The organism is Enterococcus sp. DIV2449a, assembly GCF_051711225.1.
Taxonomy (GTDB): Bacteria; Bacillota; Bacilli; order Lactobacillales; family Enterococcaceae; genus Enterococcus_D; species Enterococcus_D casseliflavus.
The window spans coordinates 690,576-711,266 of sequence record NZ_JBIOME010000001.1 but is presented as its reverse complement, the minus strand read 5'-3'; the positions used below and the strand labels follow the sequence as shown (position 1 = coordinate 711,266).

The window sequence follows — 20,691 nt, the reverse complement described above, 5'->3', positions numbered from 1 at the left end:
GATGTGTTAGATTAAAAAAAGAGGACTGATTCCTCAGCCCCCTTTTGCTTTGTCTGCTTTTTAATCAATGAAGCGTAAGCAACACCGTTATTCAAGAAAACACTGGCTTACCATTACTTTTGCCGATAGGTAACCATAAAGAAACGTTCCGTTTTTCTAAAATGCTCTCTTTATCGCACTATCCCTTAAAAGCTATCGCATCAATTTGAAAAAGAATCCCCACCTCGCCAGAATGAGCAAATTCTGTCTGAATCGATTTTCTAACAGGAAATTTCCCATGGAAGGTTTCTTTTAAAATCTTTTCCATAATCGGAATATCAAAAATATTTTTGAAAAGTACATCCATCTTTACCACATCTGCTAGTGCCAAATCCACCAATTTTAATCGCTCTTCTAATTGCTTCAGTGCTCCTACAATCTGCTTTTCGATCGGCTCGCCAATATTTCCCACGCAATAGCCAACAAAAACAAAATTTCCTGCTTCGATCACGCCCGAAAGCGCCCATTCCTCATTAATATCGTAACGTTTTATCATTTTCTTCTTTACTCCTTTTGCGTTTGAGCCATTTTTTTCACTACTTTTATAAAAAAAACTTCTATGCCTATGTTTTGCCAAAACACAGGAAATTCAATGATTACCGCAAATGAATGTTTCGTTTTTCAACCAAAAGAAAAACTCCTAGGACTACCATCATGATGGAAAGAGCCATTCCTACAGAAAACTCATCACGACTTCCAAAATGAAGAATCTGCCAAAGCCTTGTCAGCTGCTTTACATTTGCGGCTTTTACGATCAGCTGTAAAAGATAATAGAGGAAAAACAATAGGGCAGTGACACCGAATGCTTTTGCTGCCGTGTAGCAAACAAGCGCTTTTTCTTGTTCATCTTTCGTTTGGACAAAGGCATAGTATACCCAATAGCCCCCATATATTGATGTAAGAATAGACACTGTTACGATAAAATACTTTGTAAAAATATACCCTGCTTCCCCGATACTCATACCCATTCCTTCTCTTCTAGTACATTTAGTGTTCATTTTATGATGCTCTTCTACTTTGGCTCATATTTAACAGCTTATTGATTTTTTCTTTATTGCTTCAGCCAGCCTTTATTTACGGCATCATCTATAAGTTTTCTAACATAGTCCCAAACTTCTGGCATAATTTCTTTGATGACCTCGTTTCGTTTTAATTCGCGTTCAACATCAATGTTATTTTCTATCCAGGTATTCCCGTCAAAGTAGTATATCTGCAAGACAGGCTGTAACCTATCGATAGCCGATGCATATTTTGCTTCTACGGTTGCCATTTCCTCAAACTCTTCTCACAAAGCCATAAATTCATCATATTGTTCACTCGGTAATGTAGAAAATAAACTTGTAGCTGCTTCCCGTTCTCGCTGTACTTTATCCAGGTACCCAGCTTCATCATAACAATAGGTATCACCTGCTTCGATTTCTACCATGTCATGAATAATTAACATTTTGAGTACTCGCAACAAATCCACTTGCCCTTCGGTTGCGACATGTTCTGCAAGCAATAGTGCACATAATGTCAAATGCCAGGTGTGCTCTGCATCATTTTCTCGTTGGTTTCTATCATAGATTAGTGTCGATTGTCTAAGGATGGATTTAAGCTTGTCAGCTTCGACAATAAACTGGATCCTTTTTTCTATTGCATTCATTTGTGACCTCCACTTATTTGTTAAATGAATTTATATCAAAGGTACAGCTTTTTTCCACAGTGCCTCCAAAGTTGCATAAAAAGACTGCAGCCTTTTCTTTTGGTAAAACAATTACTCCTGCACAAACCTTAATGGAGTCTCCCTTCAAACTTCCTACAACACTTTTTTCTCACGAATGATCTTTGTTGATACTTAAACTACTCCACGGAAAAATGCAATGAATGGGGCGTAGGCGCGATCAATGTCAGTCCACATCTTTCTTTAAAATAGGTTTTGCTATCTTGTTTCGCCACTTGCAAAATTTCTGCTTCAGCAAAAGGGACCACATTGTCACTCCCCCGCAATTCACTGCATTCCAAAATAATCAAAATCTCTGCTTCTAATGTATTGATTCTCGCATACTGTTCAAAAAAGTTCTCGTGATTGATTTCTTGGATCGCTCGTTTGATTTCGAAGCAATTGGCAAGAATCTTTTCTTTGAGTTCTGGAAACTCTTCCTTGAAAAAAAGCCGCTCCGTTTCTTCCATGTAGAAGTTTAAATATTCTTCCATTGAATGGATCTTAAATGCTGACTCCATCTTTAGCCCTCCTGTTCTATTGATTGGTGAATCTTATGTAAAATCCTGTTTATATGTTTATCGTTGTAACGAATACGTCGATGCGTACTCTATGGAAATATTGAAAGGAAATCGACCTTTAGGCTGAAATCACTAGCATTACGTTAAATAGAGGATTCGAACACTTTTTTTTCCCTTCGCTTTTTCGTAAAACGTTTCTGTTGACCGAGATCTTTATGCCTGCATTATTACATGTTTTTTAGGAAAGGAGACGCCAATCATTTGTTTGTTAGAAGCAAATAAAGTCCTGTTAGATACCTTCGGGTTGGATCGTATCAATTTTAGTTTCATAAAAGTAAACAAGCCCAAGAGCCGATTGAGCGATTGACAAACTACATAGGAAATCTGAGAAACGCTGTGCAAAACTTTTCGCTTCCCACTATAAAAAGGGAGGATTCTCTGGTTTTGAGAATCCCCCTTTTTTTCATACTGTGAAATTCACAGTTTTACGTATGTTTTTGACTAAACTCATTCTGGAACTTTTCAACTGCTTCAATCAGTTCAAGCCAGCGATCCCCCGTTGGAAAACTATTCCATTTAAAAAATTGGACGTTGGGGTTTTGGTCAATAAAAGCTTGCCGATTGACGGGGTAATCTGTCACGACAAAATCGGGATTTTCGGAAACAAATGAAAGTGTGTAACCGAACCAGCGTTTCAATCGTTCCTTTTGTCTGATTTCTTGGATTTTTCCGAATTTTGATTCGTGAAAAATACGAACCGTAGAACGATCAATTTTCGCTACCAGAGAAAGAAGCATACTATATTGAAAAAGCAAGCGATTGTTCGCTTCATACATGGTTGCAAAAATTGGTGATTGTTGCGCTAACGATTGGTACATCTCCTGAACAAGCGGAAAAATCTTAGGAAAGACACGGCGATAATCTTTGTCCGTGGTGCTTTTTCCAAAGGCATCGATCTTATTTTTCGATGCAAAAAGAAGCGAAACCGAATGAATATTCAAGGCATTGACCAACAAATAATCAATATTGCTTTCAGAAACGAGAAAAACTTTCTGAGCGTTTTCCGCAAATAGCCTTGCTGCAGCGATGGCTTGAGGAGAAAAATAAGCCCCAATTGTTAGCTGACTAGGAATCTCTTCAGGTAAGTACGTCGTCATGACAGAAAACATATAATACAAGAAGAGAAATTCTGTTTCTGGAAGCCCATTTAGAATCAAATTGTTTCTTAGCAATGGCTTGATCAGCTCTTCTTTAAATTCTTCAAAGGAAATCGTCAGATGCCTCATCTCCCTCATCTCTTGAGGAATCTCTTTTACAGGAAAGCCTCTTTTAAAACGATAAATACTCAATGCCAGCAATTGCACAAATTTCTCCTGATCAATCCCGCGATAAAAACTGGGATAACTTGTCAACTTTTTCTTCAATGTACTGACACTTTGTTTCGTCAATCCACTATAACGCGCGTTCGTTGCATCATAGATCTGCCAATACATGATGTGGAAAAAATGCCGAATGCGGTATTCTTCGCCCACAAAAAGCGGTTTTCTTTTTAGGTTCAATCGAATGTGATAATTTTCAAGAATCGTTTCTACTTCCTTTAGTTTTCTTTGAACCGTGCGATTGCTGACATAATGTTGTTGGGCGGTTTCTTCCAGCGACACATATTTATCACTGAAGAGTCTGTCTAAAATTTGAAATGGCATGCTTTCTGCTAGCATGACCGAATAAAGCTTAGACAAAAGAAAATTCGGCGCAAAATAAAGCGTCATCTCTCTACCTTCATGCAACGCAATCTCAAAATAAGGATATGCCGTTTGCAAATCGAGTGCTCGCTCAAAAACTAAGACGATTCTTCGTTTTGATAAGTTAGTCTTTTCAGCAAGGACATTTAGTTTTTCACGCTCCACAGCCTGCTCAAAAAAATGCGCAAACAATTCGTAAACATCTTGGTCTAATTTAGTTAAAAGAAATTTATACATAATAATACCTCTTAACTTTATTTTTAAGGTAATTATACTCCTTTCACGATCTATTTTCATTCAGTGTGTATTCATTGACTACTTATTTCATTTTATAAGAAGCTGTCTCTGAAACTATCACCTTCTGAATCATTTAGGATAAGCAAAATTATGGCTACAACTACTTAGAACTACGAGTTACTATGTCTGGAGAACATTGCTCTTTCTAACAGCTAGTTTAAGACGACAAAACAGTCCAAACCGCTATTTATCAAAAAATTATTTTATAATAATAAAAGTAAAAAATCGTATATTTTGCTACTATAAAAAGTGGGTCGGTTTTTAGGAGTATTTACAATCGAATAGTTAGGTAGCCTTTGAGCATTTCAACAATTCCAAAAGCTTTTACTTTCTATCAATTACGCTTATATAAAGTTGAAAATTAGTACAGTTATTTTTAATGCATCTTCGCCATAATCAAGCTAACTTCTTACATTATTTAAAAAGAATGGGGGGACAGGTGTTCATGCTTCGCTGAATGAACTGAAATCAATGAAAATATCAAAAAAAATAGTATGGTCAAGTGTTGCTAGTATTCTCGTTCTAATTTTAATAAGTCTCGCTGTCTTTTTCTCCCCTAGTAATAAAGCTGGGATCGTTGTCTCAAATGACCTTGGAAAAATCACAGTTCCGTTGCGAATAAATAGAACCTATTTAACTCAAACAAACACTGTCTTCTATCAGCCTGAAATACGCTCAGCCAAAACAGCTCTGGAGGAGGCGAATTTATTAGGAGAAAGTACACTTTCGATAAAAATCGGTGAGGAAGAAAAAGAAATTGTTTCTTATATTGATGCCAATGTTAAGAACTTCTCTCTAGAACTAAACGTGATAGACTATGACAAAACAACAGGAAAATTAGTCTTGACTATTGCCTATCGGGATGGCTTGAATGATGAATTCAAGAACGTAACATTCGAAAGATAACTGATAAAAATCTATATTCTCGCTCATATTTAAATAGGGTTAAACAAAGAGTATCCAGAAAACAATCAATTCTGGATACTCTTTCCTCTCTATTGAAAAGCTTTTAATTTTCAGTTTTTCTTTTTCGTCTCAAAATTACTACGAAAGAAAACAGAACAGTGATGACTCCCAAAAAGCCCATGATTCGTTGACCTGTAAGTTGTTCTCCTGTTGCAGGCAACTTATTTTTTGATTTGGTTTGTGTGTTTGTTTGCTTGCTGTTATTTCCTGAGCTATTCCCGTTCTCTTCTTCCGGCGTCATGTTTTCTGATTCTGGTGTATCTTTTCCTGAATCTTCTCCCGGTTCATTCTCTTTATCAGCACTGTAAACATAAATAACTTCTTGGACGGCATCACTGAAGGTACCTTTTGCATTTTTAGGCGTCTTTGAAACCCGCCAGCCAGATATTTCTTTGGCGTTGCTTTCATAAGACAAGCCAACTTTTCCACTAAGGATCGTTGGTTCAGCTAATTGATTTCCTTCCATGTCTTCATATCTTACGATAACCAGTGCTGCATCACTACGTTCATAGACATAGGTAACTTCTTGCGCATTTTCACTATAAGTCCCGTTAGCGTTAGTTGGTGTTTGAGAAACGTACCAGCCTGGGATCGTTTTGGCTTCACTTGTATATGGTAACCCTATTTTGCCACTCAATACCGTCGGGGCGGATAGTTGATTCCCTTCTTTATCTTCATACTTCACGGTAACTGGCGCTGCATCGCTACGTTCATAGACATAGACGACTTCTTGAGCTGTTTCGCTGTATGTCCCGTTGGCGTTAGTTGGTGTTTGAGAAACGTACCAGCCTGGGATCGTTTTGACTTCACTTTCATATGGCAGACCTATTTTGCCATTCAATACTGTCGGGGCGGATAGTTGATTGCCTTCTGTATCTTCGTACTTCACAGTCACTGGCGCTGCATCACTACGTTCATAGACATAAACCACTTCTTGTGCCGTTTCGCTGTAAGTCCCGTTGGCATTAGTTGGTGTTTGAGAAACGTACCAGCCGTTGATTGCCTTAGCTTCACTTGTATAGGGTAACCCTACTTTGCCATTCATTACGGTTGGTGCTGCCAATTCATTGCCTTCTGTATCTTCATACTTGACCGTCACTGGCGCTGCATCGCTACGTTCATAGACATAAATTACTTCTTGGGCACTTTCACTGTAAGTCCCATTGGCGTTTTCTGGCATTTGGGGTACGTACCAGCCGTTGATTGCTTTAGCTTCACTCGTATAGGGTAAACCTACTTTGCCATTCATTACGGTTGGTACTGCCAATTCATTGCCTTCTGTATCTTCATACTTGACCGTCACTGGCGCTGCATCGCTACGTTCATAGACATAAATTACTTCTTGGGCACTTTCACTGTAAGTCCCATTGGCGTTTTCTGGCATTTGGGGTACGTACCAGCCGTTGATTGCTTTAGCTTCACTCGTATAGGGTAAACCTACTTTGCCATTCATTACGGTTGGTACTGCCAATTCATTGCCTTCTGTATCTTCATACTTGACCGTCACTGGCGCTGCATCGCTACGCTCATAGACATAGACGACTTCTTGTGCCGTTTCGCTGTATGTCCCGTTGGCATTAGTTGGTGTTTGAGAAACGTACCAGCCGTTGATTGCTTTAGCTTCACTTGTATAGGGTAACCCTACTTTACCATTCATTACGGTTGGTGTTGCCAATTCATTGCCTTCTGTATCTTCATATTTCACGGTAACTGGCGCTGCATCGCTACGTTCATAAACATAAACGACTTCTTGTGCCGTTTCGCTGTAAGTCCCGTTGGCGTTAGTTGGTGTTTGAGAAACGTACCAGCCATTGATTGTTTCGGCTTCACTTGTATAGGGTAACCCTACTTTCCCACTCAATACTGTCGGTGCAGATAGTTGATTCCCTTCTGTATCTTCATACTTGACCGTCACTGGCGCTGCATTACTTCGTTCATAGACATAAACGACTTCTTGCGCGGTATCACTGAAGGTCCCTATCTTATCCCCTTGAATCTCTTTCAGTGTATAGCCCGAGATATCCTTTTCTTCCGTAGTAAAGGGGTCGCCTACATACCCTGATAAAGTGACATTCGGTGCAAGCGTCTGTCCGTTTTCGTCAAGATATTTGACCGTAACATCTTCTGCAGTATTCACATACTTCACAGGTACTTGATAATTCACTAAATATTGAATGGTACCTGTACTAGCAGCTCTCTCGGTGGATAAACGATTAGGAACAAGAGAAGTGATTGACAAATAGTCAACATTGGCGGGAATATTTTTAAATTGAATTCCTTCTTCAGTCAGTTCAAACCCATCATTTTCATATAAGGGAAAGCTATAGCCATTTTTATCTATCCCCCGAATCGAATAAGAATACTTTTTGTTGGACAAAGAAGAGAGCAACGCATTTCCTTGGGTATCAACCATCATACGGTCTTTATAAAGAACATCAGATTGGCCATCTTTTACTAGCATTGGCTCTAATAGTATTTTCTCCTGAGTCATAATAGATAGTTGGGAATTTTGATGGTGTTCTGGAGATAGCTCTAACTTAGAAAAATCCGTCATGCTACTTGCATAGACCGTCAGATAATCTGTTACCCATCCACTAAGATATTGACCAACCCCAATTAATTCTTGGGCTGTCAAATAGGCATCATAATTTCCTATGTGGATATTTGAAAAAGATCCTTTTGGAAGAATGTGTGCTAGTACATTAGGACGGGTAAACAATGTTGCGTTTTCCGCCATAGTGATTTTGGGAACATTCGTAGCAATAATAGACGTCGTATATAACGCCTGCAAGTTGCTTGCGTATTCTAAACCAGTAAAATCGACTACTGTGTCTTTGACTAAAGAAGAAAAATCTAACTGTTTTAGATTCACCATATCTTCTTGAGTGATCGTATCAACTGTTTTGTTTAGCCCTTTCGCTACCTCATTTTGCAAATTCTTATCTGGCATCCAAGCGTCTAATGAAACGCTGCGATTAGATGCCTCTTTCATTTCCGCTGATGATTCAGTTGCCGAGCTAGCTGTGTCTTTACTTGAATCAGGGAGGGTTTTTTCTGTACTTTCCGTCGAGCCACTTTTCTCATCATCATTAACCACTTCTTGCGATTCTGAGTTACTTGTGGTGTCACCGTTGATTTCTTCTTTTATATGAGAAGAATCGACTGTTTCAGTAGTCTCCTCCACTTTTTCTAATGTTCCTAATGTCGTTATTTCTTTGTTTGATGGAATGGTTTCCTGTTCCTCAGCCATAACTTGTGCCAAAGGTGCCAACACAGGCTGACTTAACAAGATCGCCAATGACAAATAGCCCCAAAATTTCCTTTTCATAACATTCTCCTTTTATATTCGTTTAAATACGATACGCTTTCCTATCTTTCACCTATCGACAAACTTCCCCTTCTGATGATGGTGACGACTTGTTAATTACAACTTTTAGACACAGGATACCCCTGTTCATTTTGATAGTATTACATGGTTCATCATTCTGAACACGTCAACATTTGTATCAGAAATGACCAAACTTGTCAGGTTTTAACGAACAGGTTATTCAAGCATACAGATCGTTCACTTCACCTGCTCCTTCATGCTCCAAGCTTGGCCTCAGTTAGCGTTATAATCACTGATTTACATTGTTTTTTTGAATTTACACAAAAAAAGAGACACATAACATGCATCTCTTTGGGCGGCCCATTGTAAGTTCAGCCTATTATTGATTTTTTATTAGTTATCCCGATACTCGATCGTCAATCCTTTTAAAAAGTTGCGGGCATATTTGTCTAAACATGGTTTGTAATTGCGATGGCCTTCTTTTCGTAAAATGGCGCCTAATTCACCTTTTGAAACTTTGACTCCCGCTTGCTCGAAAATGTCCAGCATTTCATCTGTTGTTAGGGAAAGGGCGATTTTTATTTTCTTCAGCATCAAATTATTTACATTGCCATTGTTCAACTCTAAGACAGGTTCTGCAGCATCTGGCTTTGTTCCTCGTTGCGAGCGAATCAAACCATTTAAGAAACGCTCAAAGGCTTCATTGGTACACTCAATCTCGTAGGTCTCAGGATCTTTTTTCTTCAATAATTGTCTTACTTCTTCTTTTGTGAAAGAAGCGCCGCCAAGTTCAAAAATTTTCACCATGTCGGTATCCTTGATATCCAAAGCATAGCGTAAACGCGTCAAGCGATCATTGTGATTCATTCTATACACCATCCATTTCTTAGGTTGATTATAACAAATAAAAATGCTTAAGAACCATCATTTTTGAATTCCTTTGCTTGGGATTGCTAGAAAATCAATTGTCCAACGCTTAGACAACACCCGTTTGCTCTCATGTGAAAGTCACTTGTACTGATTCACGACACAATCAGTAACGACCAAAACAGTTTCTGTCGCCATCATCTGTCTTCTTCACTGTAACATGGTACATAGATTAGGAAAATCATTCGAGTATTTTCTACTGCCGATCATTACCGATGATAAAAGTAGGTCTGCTTTATCCTTCTTTCCTCATAAAGCAATCGAACACTGAAGGAACAAAAAATGTATGATTTTCGCTTTTCAGGACAAAGAACTAGGAGGGGAAAAATGACATTTGTGTTGATTCTATGTATAGGAATAGCCCTTGTGCTTAGTATCTATTCAACGAACAAAAGAAAAAAGAAATAAGCGAGTTTGATTTCTTTTAGGAAGGGCGTATTTTCGTCCTTTTTCATTTACTGCTTAAAATACCCTGATTTTCAATCTTCTTTTAAAAATGGGGGGCTTAGCCGATCGTTGCCTCTATATGGATGACAGGATGCACGCTTGGTCATCGTTTCCTCATCTCTAAAAGGAACCTGCTTAAGTGTATTATTTTTCTAAACTCTTCTTATCCGCTATACTTAATTTAACGAGAAAATTTTTTGCTTAACAATAAAATAATCAAAAGCAAGGCACGTGTTCTTGACCCTTTTGGTTGATTTTATTGTTTTATTTCGTGTAGCAAAAACAAAAAGGAGAGGAAAGAAATGAAGAAATACGGGAAATTTTTGGTAATGATTGGGGTATCGACGGTGATTATGTTTTGTATGATGTATTTCAATGTCTACGCCCTCGATCATATCTTTTTCAGCCAAACCCGCCTGTTTATGGCACTTATGATGGGCGCGATGATGGCGATCATCATGCTGTTATTTATGTGGAAGATGTATGACAACAAGAAAATGAATATCGGAATTTTAGTTGTCAGTGTTGTACTTTTTTTTGGTTCACTATTTATGGTCAGAAGCCAAACCGCCGTGGGAGATACGGCCTGGATGAAAGCCATGATTCCCCATCATTCGATTGCGATTCTAACCAGTAAAAATGCCGATTTGTCTGATCCAAGAGTAAAAGAACTTGCAGAAAAAATCATTGACGCACAGGAAAAAGAAATCAAAGAAATGAAAGAATTGATCGAAGAGTTGGAAAACAAATAGCCAGTTTGTGTGCTCACTCAAAGTACCAGCAGATCAACTTTATCGCACGGATGCGAAGCCCTTCAAGCAATGGCTGAAGGGCTTCTTTTTTTATCGTCAGTTGCTTTCTTTCTACTGAAAAAACCTGACCGTTATTGCATCCGTTCTTGTTTGACTTTCTTATCCACAACATGACGCTTGGCAAGCTCTTGGCGAATAGCCGCTAAATCAATCCCCATTTCTGCCATTAAAACCAATGTATGATACGCCAAATCAGCAATCTCATAAACGGTTTCTTGGCGGTCTTCCTTCATCGCCCCAATCACGACCTCGGTTGCTTCCTCGCCAATTTTTTTTAAGATTTTCTCACTACCTCTTTCAAACAAGTAGCTGGTATAGCTGCCTTCTTGCGGCGTATCTTTACGACCTTTAATCAGCTCATACAACGCATCGATGGTCGGAGAGGATTCTGTACCATAAAGCACCTCTGTAAAGCAGCTTTCTGTGCCTGTATGGCAAGCAGGTCCGTCTTTTTTTACTTTGGCGACTAAGGCATCTTGATCGCAATCTGCGGTCAATGATACTAAATGCTGGTAATTGCCGCTGGTTTCTCCTTTGCGCCACAATTCTTGGCGACTGCGGGAATAAAAGGTCATCAATCGGTCCTTCAAGGTCAAGGTCAAACTTTCTTGGTTCATATAAGCCAAGGTCAAAACTTCATTTGTTTCCACATCCTGCACGATCACTGGAACCAATCCTTGTTCATCAAATCGTACTTGCACCATGTTATCCACTCCTTCTATTGCCTATCAAAACGCCAACGCTATACGTTTCGTACGGGAATATCGACGGCCTGTAATTGTTTTTTCAGTTCTGGGATTTTCACCTCGCCATAGTGAAAAATCGAGGCCGCCAGCCCTGCTTCAATATTTGGCAATTGAAACAGCTCGATAAAATCGGCACTTTTGCCAGCACCACCCGATGCGACGATCGGTAATTTGGTGATTTCGCTGACAGCTTTCAGCAAATCGAGATCAAACCCCTGCTTCACGCCATCCGTATCCATGCTGTTGATGACTAGTTCACCAGCACCTAACTGCTCAGCTTGGCGAATCCATGCCAATGCTTCTAAACCTGTATCTTCCCGTCCGCCTTTGGCAAACACATGCCAGTTCTCACCGACACGGCGAACATCAACGGATAAAACAACACACTGGCTGCCATAGCGTTTCGCGCCTTCTGCAATCAACTCTGGTCTGCGAAGCGCCCCCGAATTGACGCTGACTTTGTCGGCGCCACAGTTTAAGACTCGTTCAAAATCTGCTACTTGATTGATGCCACCGCCCACCGTCAAAGGAATAAACACTTCTGACGCCACGCGCTGCAAAATGTCCGTGAATAAGCCGCGTTCTTCTACAGAAGCAGTAATGTCATAAAAAACCAGCTCATCGGCGCCTTGTTCATTGTAAAAGCGCGCCAAAGTCACTGGATCATTGACATCTTTTAAGCCAGCAAAATTGACCCCTTTCACGACTCGCCCATCTCGCACATCAAGGCAAGGAATGATTCGTTTGGCGATCATGCTTCTGCCTCCCCTGCTGCTAAGACATCCGCCAATTGGAGACTGCCGTTATATAAGGATTTCCCAACGATCACGCCAGAGATGCCCAACTGTTTTAATCCTTTGATATCTGCCAATGAAGCCACGCCGCCAGAAGCCACGATGTCGCAATCTAATTGATTGAGTTTTTCGTATAAGGGCAGATTGATGCCTTCTCCTGTACCGTCACGCGAGATTTCGGTAAAGATGATCGTTTGCGCGCCCCATTCCACCAATTGTTGGCAAAAAGTAAACGCGTCTGTTGCCGTTTTCTCGAGCCAGCCTTCCACGGCCACTTTTTCTTCCTTGGCATCGACCCCAATCGCGATCTTATTACCGTATTTCTTGAGCATCGCTTTTGTGAATGCTGGGTCTTTCTGGGCAATCGTGCCGAGGATCACCCGATGAACGCCTGCTGCCAAACAATGCTGGATCGTTTCTTCCTCACGAATCCCGCCGCCAACTTCGACAAACAGATTGGTTTGCTGGACGATTTTTTTTGCGACATCAAAGTAATGGAGTTTGCCAGCTTTGGCACCATCTAAGTCGACGAGGTGCAGATAGTTGGCACCTTCTTCTTCAAATGAACGAGCAAATGCCACTGGATCATCCCCAAACACTTCTTTTTGCTCATAGTCTCCTTGGTACAAACGGACCACTTTTTGATCTAACAGATCAATTGCTGGAAAAATTTTCATAGCGGCACCTCCGTAAATGCTTTTAAAATCTTCAACCCGACAGCCCCACTTTTTTCTGGGTGGAACTGAGTACCGAAGACATTGTCTTTTTGCACGATACCGGGAATTGCTAGACCATAGTCACTGTCTGCTATGACATACTCTTGGCAATCAGTAGCAAAATAACTGTGGACATAGTAGACAAAGTCTTGTTCCCCTAGTCCGCTGACTAGAGGACTTTCCTTTCTGACAGTCAGCCGATTCCAACCAATCTGCGGCACTTTCAGATTCAGTTTGGCTTCTTCAAAGGCGCTTTGCATGGAAACGATCCGTCCTGGAATCAAACCGAGCCCCGCATGTGTGCCAAACTCCTCACTACTATCAAACAACAGCTGCATCCCTAAACAAATGCCTAAAAAGGGTTTGCCAGCTGCTGCCAATTCTTGGATCGGTTCGATCAGCGACAACTCTGCCAACTTTTGGCGGGCATCGCCAAAAGCGCCTACGCCAGGTAAAAGAATGCGGTCGGCAGCTTTTAATTCTGCTAGTGAACGCGTGATTCGGCAGTCAACCCCCAAATAATCCAGCGAACGAGACAAGCTGAACAAATTGCCGACCCCATAGTCGATGATTGCTAACATAATACGCCCCTTTCCTTATCTCATCCATCTGTGTGGAAGATACGTAATCATTTTTCCCTCATGACTCACTGGATCGTCCCTTTGGTTGAAGGGATCTCATCTGGGGCTGCTTGATTGATCGCTACTGCTTCACCTAAGGCACGCCCAAAGCCTTTAAAACAAGCTTCCACAATGTGGTGGCTGTTTTTCCCAGCGATTTGATGGAGATGGATCGTAGCACCTAATTCACGGGCAAAAGCAATGAAAAATTCTTCAACCAATTCTGTATCAAACTGCTGCCCGATTTTTTCGCTCGGTATCGCCAACTCTACGACTGCCATGCCACGACCGCTGATATCGATCGCTGTCATGACTAAGGCTTCGTCCATCGGCAGCAGCATACTGCCATAACGTTTGATGCCTCGTCGCTCCCCAAGACTTTCTGAAAACGCTCGGCCAATGGCGATGGCAACGTCTTCTGTTGTGTGATGGGCATCTACTTCTGTATCGCCATCACAGACCAACGTCAAATCAAAGCGACCGTGGCGGACAAATAATTCCAGCATGTGGTCTAAAAACCCCACACCAGTCTTGATTGATTGCTGACCAGTACCATCGATCGTCAACTGCAGGTGGATCTTGGTTTCAGTCGTATTGCGGGTAACTTCTGCTTTTCTCATTCCTTCACCTCTTCTATGATCGTTGTTAACACCGTCATCAATCGTTCCATCTGGGCCCTCGTTCCTACCGTGATTCGCAAATACTCTTTGATGCGGGGCTGATTAAACCAGCGGACGAAGATTTTCTGCTCTTTCAGTGCCTGATACAACTCTTCACCAGCAATCGCAGGGTGCCTTGCAAACAAAAAATTTCCTTGGCTGTCGGTCTGCTCAAAGCCGAGCTTCGCTAGGGCTTGCTTGCTCCACTCACGCACGTGGATCGTTGCTTGGATCTTCTCATCGACATACGCTTGTTCCTGCAAAACGGCTGCACCTGCGGCTTGGGTCAAACTATTGACATTGTAAGGATTCAAGCTAAATTTCAACCGATTCAAGTCTTGGATCAGTCTTTCATTGGCAACCGCAAAGCCTAGGCGTGCCCCTGCCAGCTGCCGAGATTTTGAAAACGTCCCCACAACCAAGAGATTTGGGTATTGATCGATCAAAGAAACCATTGAAGAGCCGCCAAAATCGATATAGGCCTCATCGACAATCACTAAGCGATCGGGATGCCGTTTTAGAAAGGCACAAATTTCGCTTTGTTCTTGATAAATCCCAGTCGGCGCATTGGGATTGGCAAAAATAACGGTCCCTTTGAGCGAATCGTAGTCCGTTAACGCAATCGAGAAATCTTCTTGCAGCGGAACAACGGTGGCAGCGACTTGGTACAAGGCACTATACACTTGATAAAACCCATAGGTCACATCGGGAAAGGCGATGCCGTTTTCCGTGAAGCCTTGAAAGAGATAGGACAAGACTTCGTCACTGCCATTACCGAGAAACAGCTGGGCTGGTGTAACGCCAAGATAAGCAGCCAGAGGGGTTGTCACCACTTCAGCAGCAATATCCGAGTAACGATTCAGCTTGTGGGCGGCATCGGCAACCGCTGCTTGAACACTTGGCGCTGGCGGATAAGGACTTTCATTGGTGTTCAGTTTAATAACGGCTTGCTCGTCTACTTGTTCCCCTGGTGTATAAGGAGTCAGCTTGTGATACTTTTGATGTAAAAAGGTCATTTTTCTCCCTCTCTTCGTACATTGATCGAACGGGCATGGCCGATCAAGTCTTCGGTTTCTGCGAACAATGCTACGGCTGGACCAGCCGCCTTCATGGCTGCTTCTGGGTAATACAAGTAGCTGCTTTTCTTAATAAAATCATCCACTGATAACGGTGAGTAAAAACAGGCGGTCCCTTCTGTTGGTAGGGTATGATTTGGTCCAGCAAAATAATCTCCCAGCACTTCTGGTGTATGATGTCCTAAAAAGACACTGCCCGCATTTTCTACTTGTCCCAACAAAGCAAAAGGATCTGCCACTGCTAATTCAAGATGTTCAGGGGCGATTTGATTGGCAATGGTAAGTGCTTCGGACAAATCATTGACTAGGATCAGCTTTCCGCTAGATTCAAGCGCCGCAGCAGCAATGTCTTTTCGGGGCAGTTCCTTCAGCTGCAAGTCAAGCTCTACTTGGACTTGTTCAATCAAGGCTGCTTCTGTTGTGACTAAGATGGCTTGCGCTAAGATATCATGCTCGGCTTGTGCCAAAAGATCCGCTGCCAGCCAGCGAGGATTTGCGCTGGCATCGGCGATGATCAGCACATCGCTGGGCCCTGCGATCATATCGATATCAACTTCGCCGTACACCATTTTTTTCGCTGTGGCGACATAAATATTTCCTGGTCCCACGATTTTGTCGACTTTGGGAATCGTTTCTGTCCCATAAGCCAATGCCGCTACGCCATGGGCACCCCCGACTTTGTAGATTTCATCCACTCCAGCAACGGAAGCTGCCGCTAAGATAGCAGCTGGAACTTTTCCTTGGCTGTCCGTCGGTGTGATCATAACGATTTTTTTGACCCCGGCGATTTTTGCGGGCAGGACATCCATCAAAACCGTACTAGGATAAGCTGCTGTGCCGCCAGGAACGTAGACCCCGACTTTTGCTAGTGGCAAGACCCGCTGTCCCATCACAACGCCATTTTCCTTCGTCAAGACAAAGCCTTGCTGGACTTGCTTTTGATGAAATGCCAAAATGTTTTCCTTCGCCTGTTCCATCACCTCAAGCAGCTCAGGGGAGACGGCTTGGACAGCCGTTTCAACCTCCTCAAGACTGACGGTTAAGGAAGACAAGGTCACTTGATCGATTTCTTCAATTAATTGAAACAACGCCTGATCTCCTTGCTGCTGAACACGGGCAATGATTTGGGCGACAACGGTTGAAACATCCTTCGTTTCCGACTGTTTCCTTGCCACAATCGTTTCGATCGTATCTTTTTGGGTCGAAAAAATTCTCATAATTGCTCCCTCACCTTCTCAATCACTGTTTGAATGCGTTCTTGCTTGAAACGCCACGTGGCGTGGTTGATCACTAAACGCGCTGAAGACGGCGCGATGTCTTGGATCACTTCTAAATCATTTTCTTTTAGTGTCGTCCCCGTTTCGACGATATCAACGATCACATCGGAGAGACCTAACAAAGGAGCCAATTCAATGGATCCATGCAGTTGGATCAATTCCACCGAGCGACCTAACCCTTGATAAAACTGGCGGGTGATCTGCGGATATTTTGTGGAGACCCGCAGCGGTCGGGAGAAATCTTCCTCGAAATCCTTACGCGCAGCTACTGCCAAACGGCAGACCCCCATATGCAAATCAAGAAATTCGATGACTTCTGCCTTGCTTTCCATTAAAATATCTTTGCCTACGACACCGATATCCGCCACTCCGTGCTCCACATAGATCGCCACATCGCTCGGCTTGACTAAGAAAAAGCGCAGCTTGTTTTCTTCATCACAAAAAATTAGTTGGCGATTGTCTTTGAAGACGCCTTGCGCAGCGACTCCAGCTTTCGTGAATAAATCGTATACGGCATCCCCCATGCGGCCTTTAGGTAGCGCTATGTTCAAATAGCCTGAACTTTCGTTGTCAGTCGACACCTTTTTCCCTACATGGTTGAGCTTCATACCAAACCCGATCGCCCCTTGCTCTTTGCCTTGCCGACTCATCAAGCGATCATAACGGCCGCCATATAAAATCGTCTCTCTTGCTTCTTCGATGAATCCTTGAAACAGCAAGCCACTGTAATAATCGGCATCATTTAAAATTGAAAAATCCAGCCTTATCCGAATGGAGGCTGACAGTTGTTCTTTTTGCAATGCTTGATACAGTTGTTTTAGTTCTGCTAAACCAGCTTGTGCTTGGGGATACTCTGCCAGCAGCTCTTTGGCTTTTTGATACTTGGTTTCAAAATCACCTGACAAACGTACCAGTTTCGCCAATTTTTCAGCTTCTGTTGCTGACAAGCCAGCCTTTTCAGTCAGTGCATCCATGCCATGGGAACTCTTGTCCCGCAGGCAGTGCAGTACCTTTTGTCGATCCGCTTCGGGGAAGCGTTGGCAGATGCCATCCAAAATCCCCATATGAGACAGATCCAAGGTCCCTTTTCCCACCTGAGCCAAACTTTCCCAAGCCAGTTTTACAACCTCCAGTTGATCTTCCCATGTGATTTGGTCAATGAGCTCCAAACCGATTTGATCGATCTTTTGGTATTCCCCTGCTTGACGATCCTGTCGATAGACATCTTCCACATAATACACTCTGCGCGCTTCTCCAGAAGGTGTATTTTTGGCAATCGACAAGGTGACATCGGGTTTTAGCGCCATCGTCCTGCCATCCGTGCCTGTAAACGTGATGATGGAAGAACCACGCAAGAACTGATCACTTTGCTGATAGTTGCGATACTCTTCAAAATTGTTCGAGTGATAAGGTGAAAAATGATGCTGCGTATACAATTTTCTTAATTTCAGTTCGACTTGTTCGGCTGGTTTTAATACATTCCATAACTCTTCCACACTTATCACTCCTATTTCATGCTACTGATTCGGCTTTCTCACTGCTAAAGGCTCGCTTTATCATCGATTCACCATCAGTTTTTCTAATAATACTAATGGTTTTGCCATAAATAAGCAATGGTATTTTTCGAAATATTCTGGAATTTTTAGTCGATTTCAAGAGAACATAGCGATGTCGTTTCTTTGTTGACGATTATTCCATCGAATCTGGAAGTCAGTTTTCCTTTCTTAATGAAGTAACTTAGTACTTGTGCATCCGCCATCACTTAGTTGCACAACCATAAAAAAGTCCGAAATATACGACCATCTTGTTTCAGAAACTCGTTATCGATTACTCTATCCTTTGTACCGTACAAAGAATTGGCGCAAATGAAGCGATGATATGAAAATCACCCAAAACGTTCATTGTTGTACTTATCGCTTATATTACGGCACAAAAAGCACACAGCAGAAGAATCAGAGAAAACAGCTAAATAGTACATGCTCTATAGCTTAATAAGGAGAGAAAAGTAAATGAACAAACTTATAGGAAAACAAATCTCATGGAACCACGCTTTACTAGGAACAGTCCTCGCAGGTATCGGTTTGGTCGGTCTTTTGTATGCCCCTGCCATCGTCAGCATCTTCTCATTATCGATTGCCAGCTATTGGGCATTACGGCTGGTTTACGGTAAAGAAGCAGTCAAGCAGCTCTTCGGAAAACCCATCGCACCAGTGAAGACGATCAGCAAGTATTTTTTTCTAAACATCCTGATCAGCTTTCTCGTTTCTCTCGTTTTGCAATACGGATTAAAGTGGGATCTTCACGGAAATCCAGTGAACGAAGGCTTTCAGTGGTTGACTCTGCTAGTTATTCCAATCATGTTACTTGGAGAAGAACTCTTTTCCATCTTCTTTTTAGCGATTTTTTCTAGTAAATGTACCTTGCCAGTTGCCAGCATCCTTTCCGCAATCATCTTTGGCTTGGTTCATTACAGCACTTATGACAACGGCAATGTTTTCCATACCTTGGTCCATATTCTTTTCATTCAAGGGGTGGCGCGCTTGCTATTTAACCAAGCTGCCATCAAGAGCAACTCGATCCTGACTAGTTGGGGCACACATGTCTTGTTCGACCTGTTTGCTATTTTAGTGGCTTATCTGACTGCTTGAGAAAAACGAAAAAGACTGATTCAATTGAAATCAGTCTTTTTTGATACAACAACTAGTTACCTGAGTATTCCTCCCTGAAAGGAAGCATTGATCGCTTTTGTGCCTTTCACGAGGTTGGGTGTTTGTTCTATTCGCTGTGTTTCATAAGAAAATGTCCTTACTTTTTAAAGGGATCCTCTTTTACTTTCTCACAAATTTCTGCTTCACTGTACACCTTCATCAGCCGCTTGACTTCGCCTTCGATATTAAAACGCAGGGCTTCTGTCGCCTTCAGGTTTTTCAAAGCTTGTTCAAGATAACAAAAAAAGGTCGATTCCTTCATTTACCCAGCCTCCTTGTCAATCGTTGGTTTTACAGGTCACTTTAACAACGTCGCTCAACTCCTGATCAATTCCTCTAGGAAACAAAAGAATTGTGCAGACATCTGCTTCTTAGTGGTTACACCAGACCGTGCTTTTGGAGTGCTTGCGCAATCCCGCCGTCTTCTGGTCGAGCCGTCACCTCGTCAGCTACTGCCAATAGCTGTTCACAGGCATTGCCCATCGCAATTCCTGTCGCAACGGCTTCAAACATTTCGACATCATTATGGCCGTCACCAAACGCCAAGGTATCTTTGTTATCGATCCCTAGATGGTTCAAGAGAAAATCGATGGCTGTTTTCTTGTGGATATTCTTGATGCCGATCTCGCCACTGTCTTTGCCAAAAACAGGAACTGTACTGCGAATCATTTGGAATTGTTCGTGGTATTGGTCATGAACCTGTTCATAAGGAATGGAATGATTGATGAAGGAAACTTTGTTCACGTCATCGTAATCGATTTTCGCTTCGTCCTCGATCAATAAATCAAGGAACCACTGAATAGTTTGAACACGTTGTTTTCCTGCTTCACTTTCAACAGGCTCACCTGCTAAGACGATCTCACTCAACCGATTTCGTAAATTGGTACTTGCAAATAATCCTTGATTCGATTCCAAGTAATACTCGATTTGGTTTGCTTTTAAGAAATCGATCAGTCTTAATAAGGCTTCCTTTTCAAAAACTTTGTGCAAAATCACCTCATCGTGCACCTCGCAATAACCGCCGCCGGCACCAATCATTCCACTTAAAGGCAGTGCCAGTACATCTTCTGTGATTTCGGCTTTTGAACGACCCGTACACAAGAAAAATTCATGCCCCTTCTTATGTGCCGCTGTGATCGCTTGGCGAGCACTTTCAGGTACGTTTCCCGCATCATCGCACAATGTTCCATCTACATCTAAAAAGACAATTTTCTTCGTCATTTCATTCCCTCTTTCCTAACCCAATCAATAAAGCGCTCACATGAACATATTTGCTGAATCCAAGATGTCACCATCAGCCGCTTGCTATTAGTA

19 protein-coding genes and 1 pseudogene are annotated in these 20,691 nt (G+C 42.0%); 3 read left to right on the top strand and 17 right to left on the bottom strand.

Going from position 1 to position 20,691, the window contains the following annotated elements; all coding sequences use genetic code 11:
• Positions 1–178: 178 nt before the first annotated feature.
• The 5 genes and pseudogenes from IGI76_RS03390 to IGI76_RS03370 form a co-directional block, all read right to left on the bottom strand.
• Complete coding sequence (locus IGI76_RS03390; RefSeq protein WP_015509114.1) at positions 179–535, bottom strand: RidA family protein; 357 nt, start codon at positions 533–535, stop codon at positions 179–181.
• 100 nt (positions 536–635) lie between these two features.
• Positions 636–1,001: a hypothetical protein gene (locus tag IGI76_RS03385; RefSeq protein ID WP_074536376.1), complete on the bottom strand. Its 366-nt coding sequence runs from the start codon at positions 999–1,001 to the stop codon at positions 636–638.
• A gap of 89 nt (positions 1,002–1,090) precedes the next feature.
• Positions 1,091–1,684: pseudogene (locus tag IGI76_RS03380) on the bottom strand (HD domain-containing protein).
• A gap of 197 nt (positions 1,685–1,881) precedes the next feature.
• On the bottom strand, positions 1,882–2,262 hold the full coding sequence (locus IGI76_RS03375; protein WP_005225213.1) for a DUF7006 family protein: 381 nt from the start codon (positions 2,260–2,262) through the stop codon (positions 1,882–1,884).
• 485 nt (positions 2,263–2,747) lie between these two features.
• Complete coding sequence (locus tag IGI76_RS03370) at positions 2,748–4,241, bottom strand: helix-turn-helix domain-containing protein (RefSeq protein ID WP_333718984.1); 1,494 nt, start codon at positions 4,239–4,241, stop codon at positions 2,748–2,750.
• A gap of 531 nt (positions 4,242–4,772) precedes the next feature.
• Between IGI76_RS03370 and IGI76_RS03365 the strand changes: the two genes are divergently transcribed.
• On the top strand, positions 4,773–5,207 hold the full coding sequence (locus IGI76_RS03365) for a hypothetical protein (protein ID WP_153883494.1): 435 nt from the start codon (positions 4,773–4,775) through the stop codon (positions 5,205–5,207).
• Between the two features lie 103 nt (positions 5,208–5,310).
• Here IGI76_RS03365 and IGI76_RS03360 read toward each other — a convergent pair whose 3' ends face one another.
• Together IGI76_RS03360 and IGI76_RS03355 are read right to left on the bottom strand one after the other, a co-directional pair.
• Positions 5,311–8,595 (bottom strand): MucBP domain-containing protein, encoded by a 3,285-nt coding sequence (locus IGI76_RS03360; RefSeq protein ID WP_438781045.1) that lies wholly within the window; start codon positions 8,593–8,595, stop codon positions 5,311–5,313.
• A gap of 393 nt (positions 8,596–8,988) precedes the next feature.
• Positions 8,989–9,462, bottom strand: coding sequence for a DUF1456 family protein (locus IGI76_RS03355; RefSeq protein WP_010747557.1), 474 nt, complete (start codon positions 9,460–9,462; stop codon positions 8,989–8,991).
• An 809-nt stretch (positions 9,463–10,271) separates the two neighbouring features.
• On the opposite strand from IGI76_RS03355, the gene IGI76_RS03350 reads away from it, so the two are divergent.
• Positions 10,272–10,721, top strand: a complete 450-nt coding sequence (locus tag IGI76_RS03350) for a DUF305 domain-containing protein (RefSeq protein ID WP_005225207.1) — start codon at positions 10,272–10,274, stop codon at positions 10,719–10,721.
• Between the two features lie 131 nt (positions 10,722–10,852).
• On the opposite strand, the gene hisIE is transcribed toward IGI76_RS03350, so the two are convergent.
• The 8 genes from hisIE to hisG form a co-directional block, all read right to left on the bottom strand.
• Positions 10,853–11,485, bottom strand: a complete 633-nt coding sequence (gene hisIE / locus IGI76_RS03345; RefSeq protein WP_128432695.1) for a bifunctional phosphoribosyl-AMP cyclohydrolase/phosphoribosyl-ATP diphosphatase HisIE — start codon at positions 11,483–11,485, stop codon at positions 10,853–10,855.
• Positions 11,486–11,523: 38 nt separating this feature from the next.
• Positions 11,524–12,282 carry an imidazole glycerol phosphate synthase subunit HisF gene (hisF, locus tag IGI76_RS03340; RefSeq protein WP_201691532.1) on the bottom strand — a complete coding sequence of 253 codons (759 nt, stop codon included), beginning with the start codon at positions 12,280–12,282 and terminating at the stop codon, positions 11,524–11,526.
• Positions 12,279–12,998: a 1-(5-phosphoribosyl)-5-[(5-phosphoribosylamino)methylideneamino]imidazole-4-carboxamide isomerase gene (gene hisA / locus IGI76_RS03335; RefSeq protein WP_015509107.1), complete on the bottom strand. Its 720-nt coding sequence runs from the start codon at positions 12,996–12,998 to the stop codon at positions 12,279–12,281. The genes hisF and hisA overlap by 4 nt, the downstream gene beginning before the upstream one ends.
• Positions 12,995–13,618: an imidazole glycerol phosphate synthase subunit HisH gene (gene hisH / locus IGI76_RS03330; protein WP_015509106.1), complete on the bottom strand. Its 624-nt coding sequence runs from the start codon at positions 13,616–13,618 to the stop codon at positions 12,995–12,997. Before hisH ends, hisA begins: the two co-directional genes overlap by 4 nt.
• 65 nt (positions 13,619–13,683) lie before the next feature.
• A complete protein-coding gene (gene hisB / locus IGI76_RS03325) occupies positions 13,684–14,277 on the bottom strand; it encodes an imidazoleglycerol-phosphate dehydratase HisB (RefSeq protein ID WP_005225202.1) in 594 nt (197 codons plus the stop codon).
• Complete coding sequence (gene hisC, locus IGI76_RS03320) at positions 14,274–15,332, bottom strand: histidinol-phosphate transaminase (protein ID WP_201691530.1); 1,059 nt, start codon at positions 15,330–15,332, stop codon at positions 14,274–14,276. The genes hisB and hisC overlap by 4 nt, the downstream gene beginning before the upstream one ends.
• Entirely contained in the window at positions 15,329–16,609 is a 1,281-nt protein-coding gene (gene hisD, locus IGI76_RS03315; RefSeq protein WP_016610474.1) for a histidinol dehydrogenase, read from the bottom strand. Before hisD ends, hisC begins: the two co-directional genes overlap by 4 nt.
• Positions 16,606–18,165 carry an ATP phosphoribosyltransferase gene (gene hisG / locus IGI76_RS03310; RefSeq protein WP_201691528.1) on the bottom strand — a complete coding sequence of 520 codons (1,560 nt, stop codon included), beginning with the start codon at positions 18,163–18,165 and terminating at the stop codon, positions 16,606–16,608. Before hisG ends, hisD begins: the two co-directional genes overlap by 4 nt.
• 513 nt (positions 18,166–18,678) lie before the next feature.
• Here hisG and IGI76_RS03305 point away from each other — a divergent pair.
• Positions 18,679–19,317, top strand: a complete 639-nt coding sequence (locus tag IGI76_RS03305) for a CPBP family glutamic-type intramembrane protease (RefSeq protein WP_333718981.1) — start codon at positions 18,679–18,681, stop codon at positions 19,315–19,317.
• A 157-nt stretch (positions 19,318–19,474) separates the two neighbouring features.
• Here IGI76_RS03305 and IGI76_RS03300 read toward each other — a convergent pair whose 3' ends face one another.
• Both IGI76_RS03300 and IGI76_RS03295 read right to left on the bottom strand, forming a co-directional pair.
• Positions 19,475–19,639, bottom strand: coding sequence for a hypothetical protein (locus tag IGI76_RS03300; RefSeq protein ID WP_201705794.1), 165 nt, complete (start codon positions 19,637–19,639; stop codon positions 19,475–19,477).
• A gap of 116 nt (positions 19,640–19,755) precedes the next feature.
• A complete protein-coding gene (locus tag IGI76_RS03295) occupies positions 19,756–20,598 on the bottom strand; it encodes a Cof-type HAD-IIB family hydrolase (protein WP_128432704.1) in 843 nt (280 codons plus the stop codon).
• Between the last annotated feature and the right edge of the window lie 93 nt (positions 20,599–20,691).

What these genes read in the sequence shown, in the direction of transcription:
- IGI76_RS03385 (WP_074536376.1), bottom strand. Translation starts at nt 1,001, where the DNA reads ATGAGTATCGGGGAAGCAGGGTATATTTTTACAAAGTATTTTATCGTA.
- IGI76_RS03355 (WP_010747557.1), bottom strand. Translation starts at nt 9,462, where the DNA reads ATGAATCACAATGATCGCTTGACGCGTTTACGCTATGCTTTGGATATC.
- hisA (WP_015509107.1), bottom strand. Translation starts at nt 12,998, where the DNA reads ATGAAAATTTTTCCAGCAATTGATCTGTTAGATCAAAAAGTGGTCCGT.
- hisH (WP_015509106.1), bottom strand. Translation starts at nt 13,618, where the DNA reads ATGTTAGCAATCATCGACTATGGGGTCGGCAATTTGTTCAGCTTGTCT.
- IGI76_RS03375 (WP_005225213.1), bottom strand. Translation starts at nt 2,262, where the DNA reads ATGGAGTCAGCATTTAAGATCCATTCAATGGAAGAATATTTAAACTTC.
- hisD (WP_016610474.1), bottom strand. Translation starts at nt 16,609, where the DNA reads ATGAGAATTTTTTCGACCCAAAAAGATACGATCGAAACGATTGTGGCA.
- IGI76_RS03390 (WP_015509114.1), bottom strand. Translation starts at nt 535, where the DNA reads ATGATAAAACGTTACGATATTAATGAGGAATGGGCGCTTTCGGGCGTG.
- IGI76_RS03305 (WP_333718981.1), top strand. Translation starts at nt 18,679, where the DNA reads ATGAACAAACTTATAGGAAAACAAATCTCATGGAACCACGCTTTACTA.
- hisIE (WP_128432695.1), bottom strand. Translation starts at nt 11,485, where the DNA reads ATGGTGCAAGTACGATTTGATGAACAAGGATTGGTTCCAGTGATCGTG.
- IGI76_RS03295 (WP_128432704.1), bottom strand. Translation starts at nt 20,598, where the DNA reads ATGACGAAGAAAATTGTCTTTTTAGATGTAGATGGAACATTGTGCGAT.
- IGI76_RS03300 (WP_201705794.1), bottom strand. Translation starts at nt 19,639, where the DNA reads ATGAAGGAATCGACCTTTTTTTGTTATCTTGAACAAGCTTTGAAAAAC.
- IGI76_RS03360 (WP_438781045.1), bottom strand. Translation starts at nt 8,595, where the DNA reads ATGAAAAGGAAATTTTGGGGCTATTTGTCATTGGCGATCTTGTTAAGT.
- IGI76_RS03370 (WP_333718984.1), bottom strand. Translation starts at nt 4,241, where the DNA reads ATGTATAAATTTCTTTTAACTAAATTAGACCAAGATGTTTACGAATTG.
- hisF (WP_201691532.1), bottom strand. Translation starts at nt 12,282, where the DNA reads ATGATCGCCAAACGAATCATTCCTTGCCTTGATGTGCGAGATGGGCGA.
- hisB (WP_005225202.1), bottom strand. Translation starts at nt 14,277, where the DNA reads ATGAGAAAAGCAGAAGTTACCCGCAATACGACTGAAACCAAGATCCAC.
- hisC (WP_201691530.1), bottom strand. Translation starts at nt 15,332, where the DNA reads ATGACCTTTTTACATCAAAAGTATCACAAGCTGACTCCTTATACACCA.
- IGI76_RS03350 (WP_005225207.1), top strand. Translation starts at nt 10,272, where the DNA reads ATGAAGAAATACGGGAAATTTTTGGTAATGATTGGGGTATCGACGGTG.
- IGI76_RS03365 (WP_153883494.1), top strand. Translation starts at nt 4,773, where the DNA reads ATGAAAATATCAAAAAAAATAGTATGGTCAAGTGTTGCTAGTATTCTC.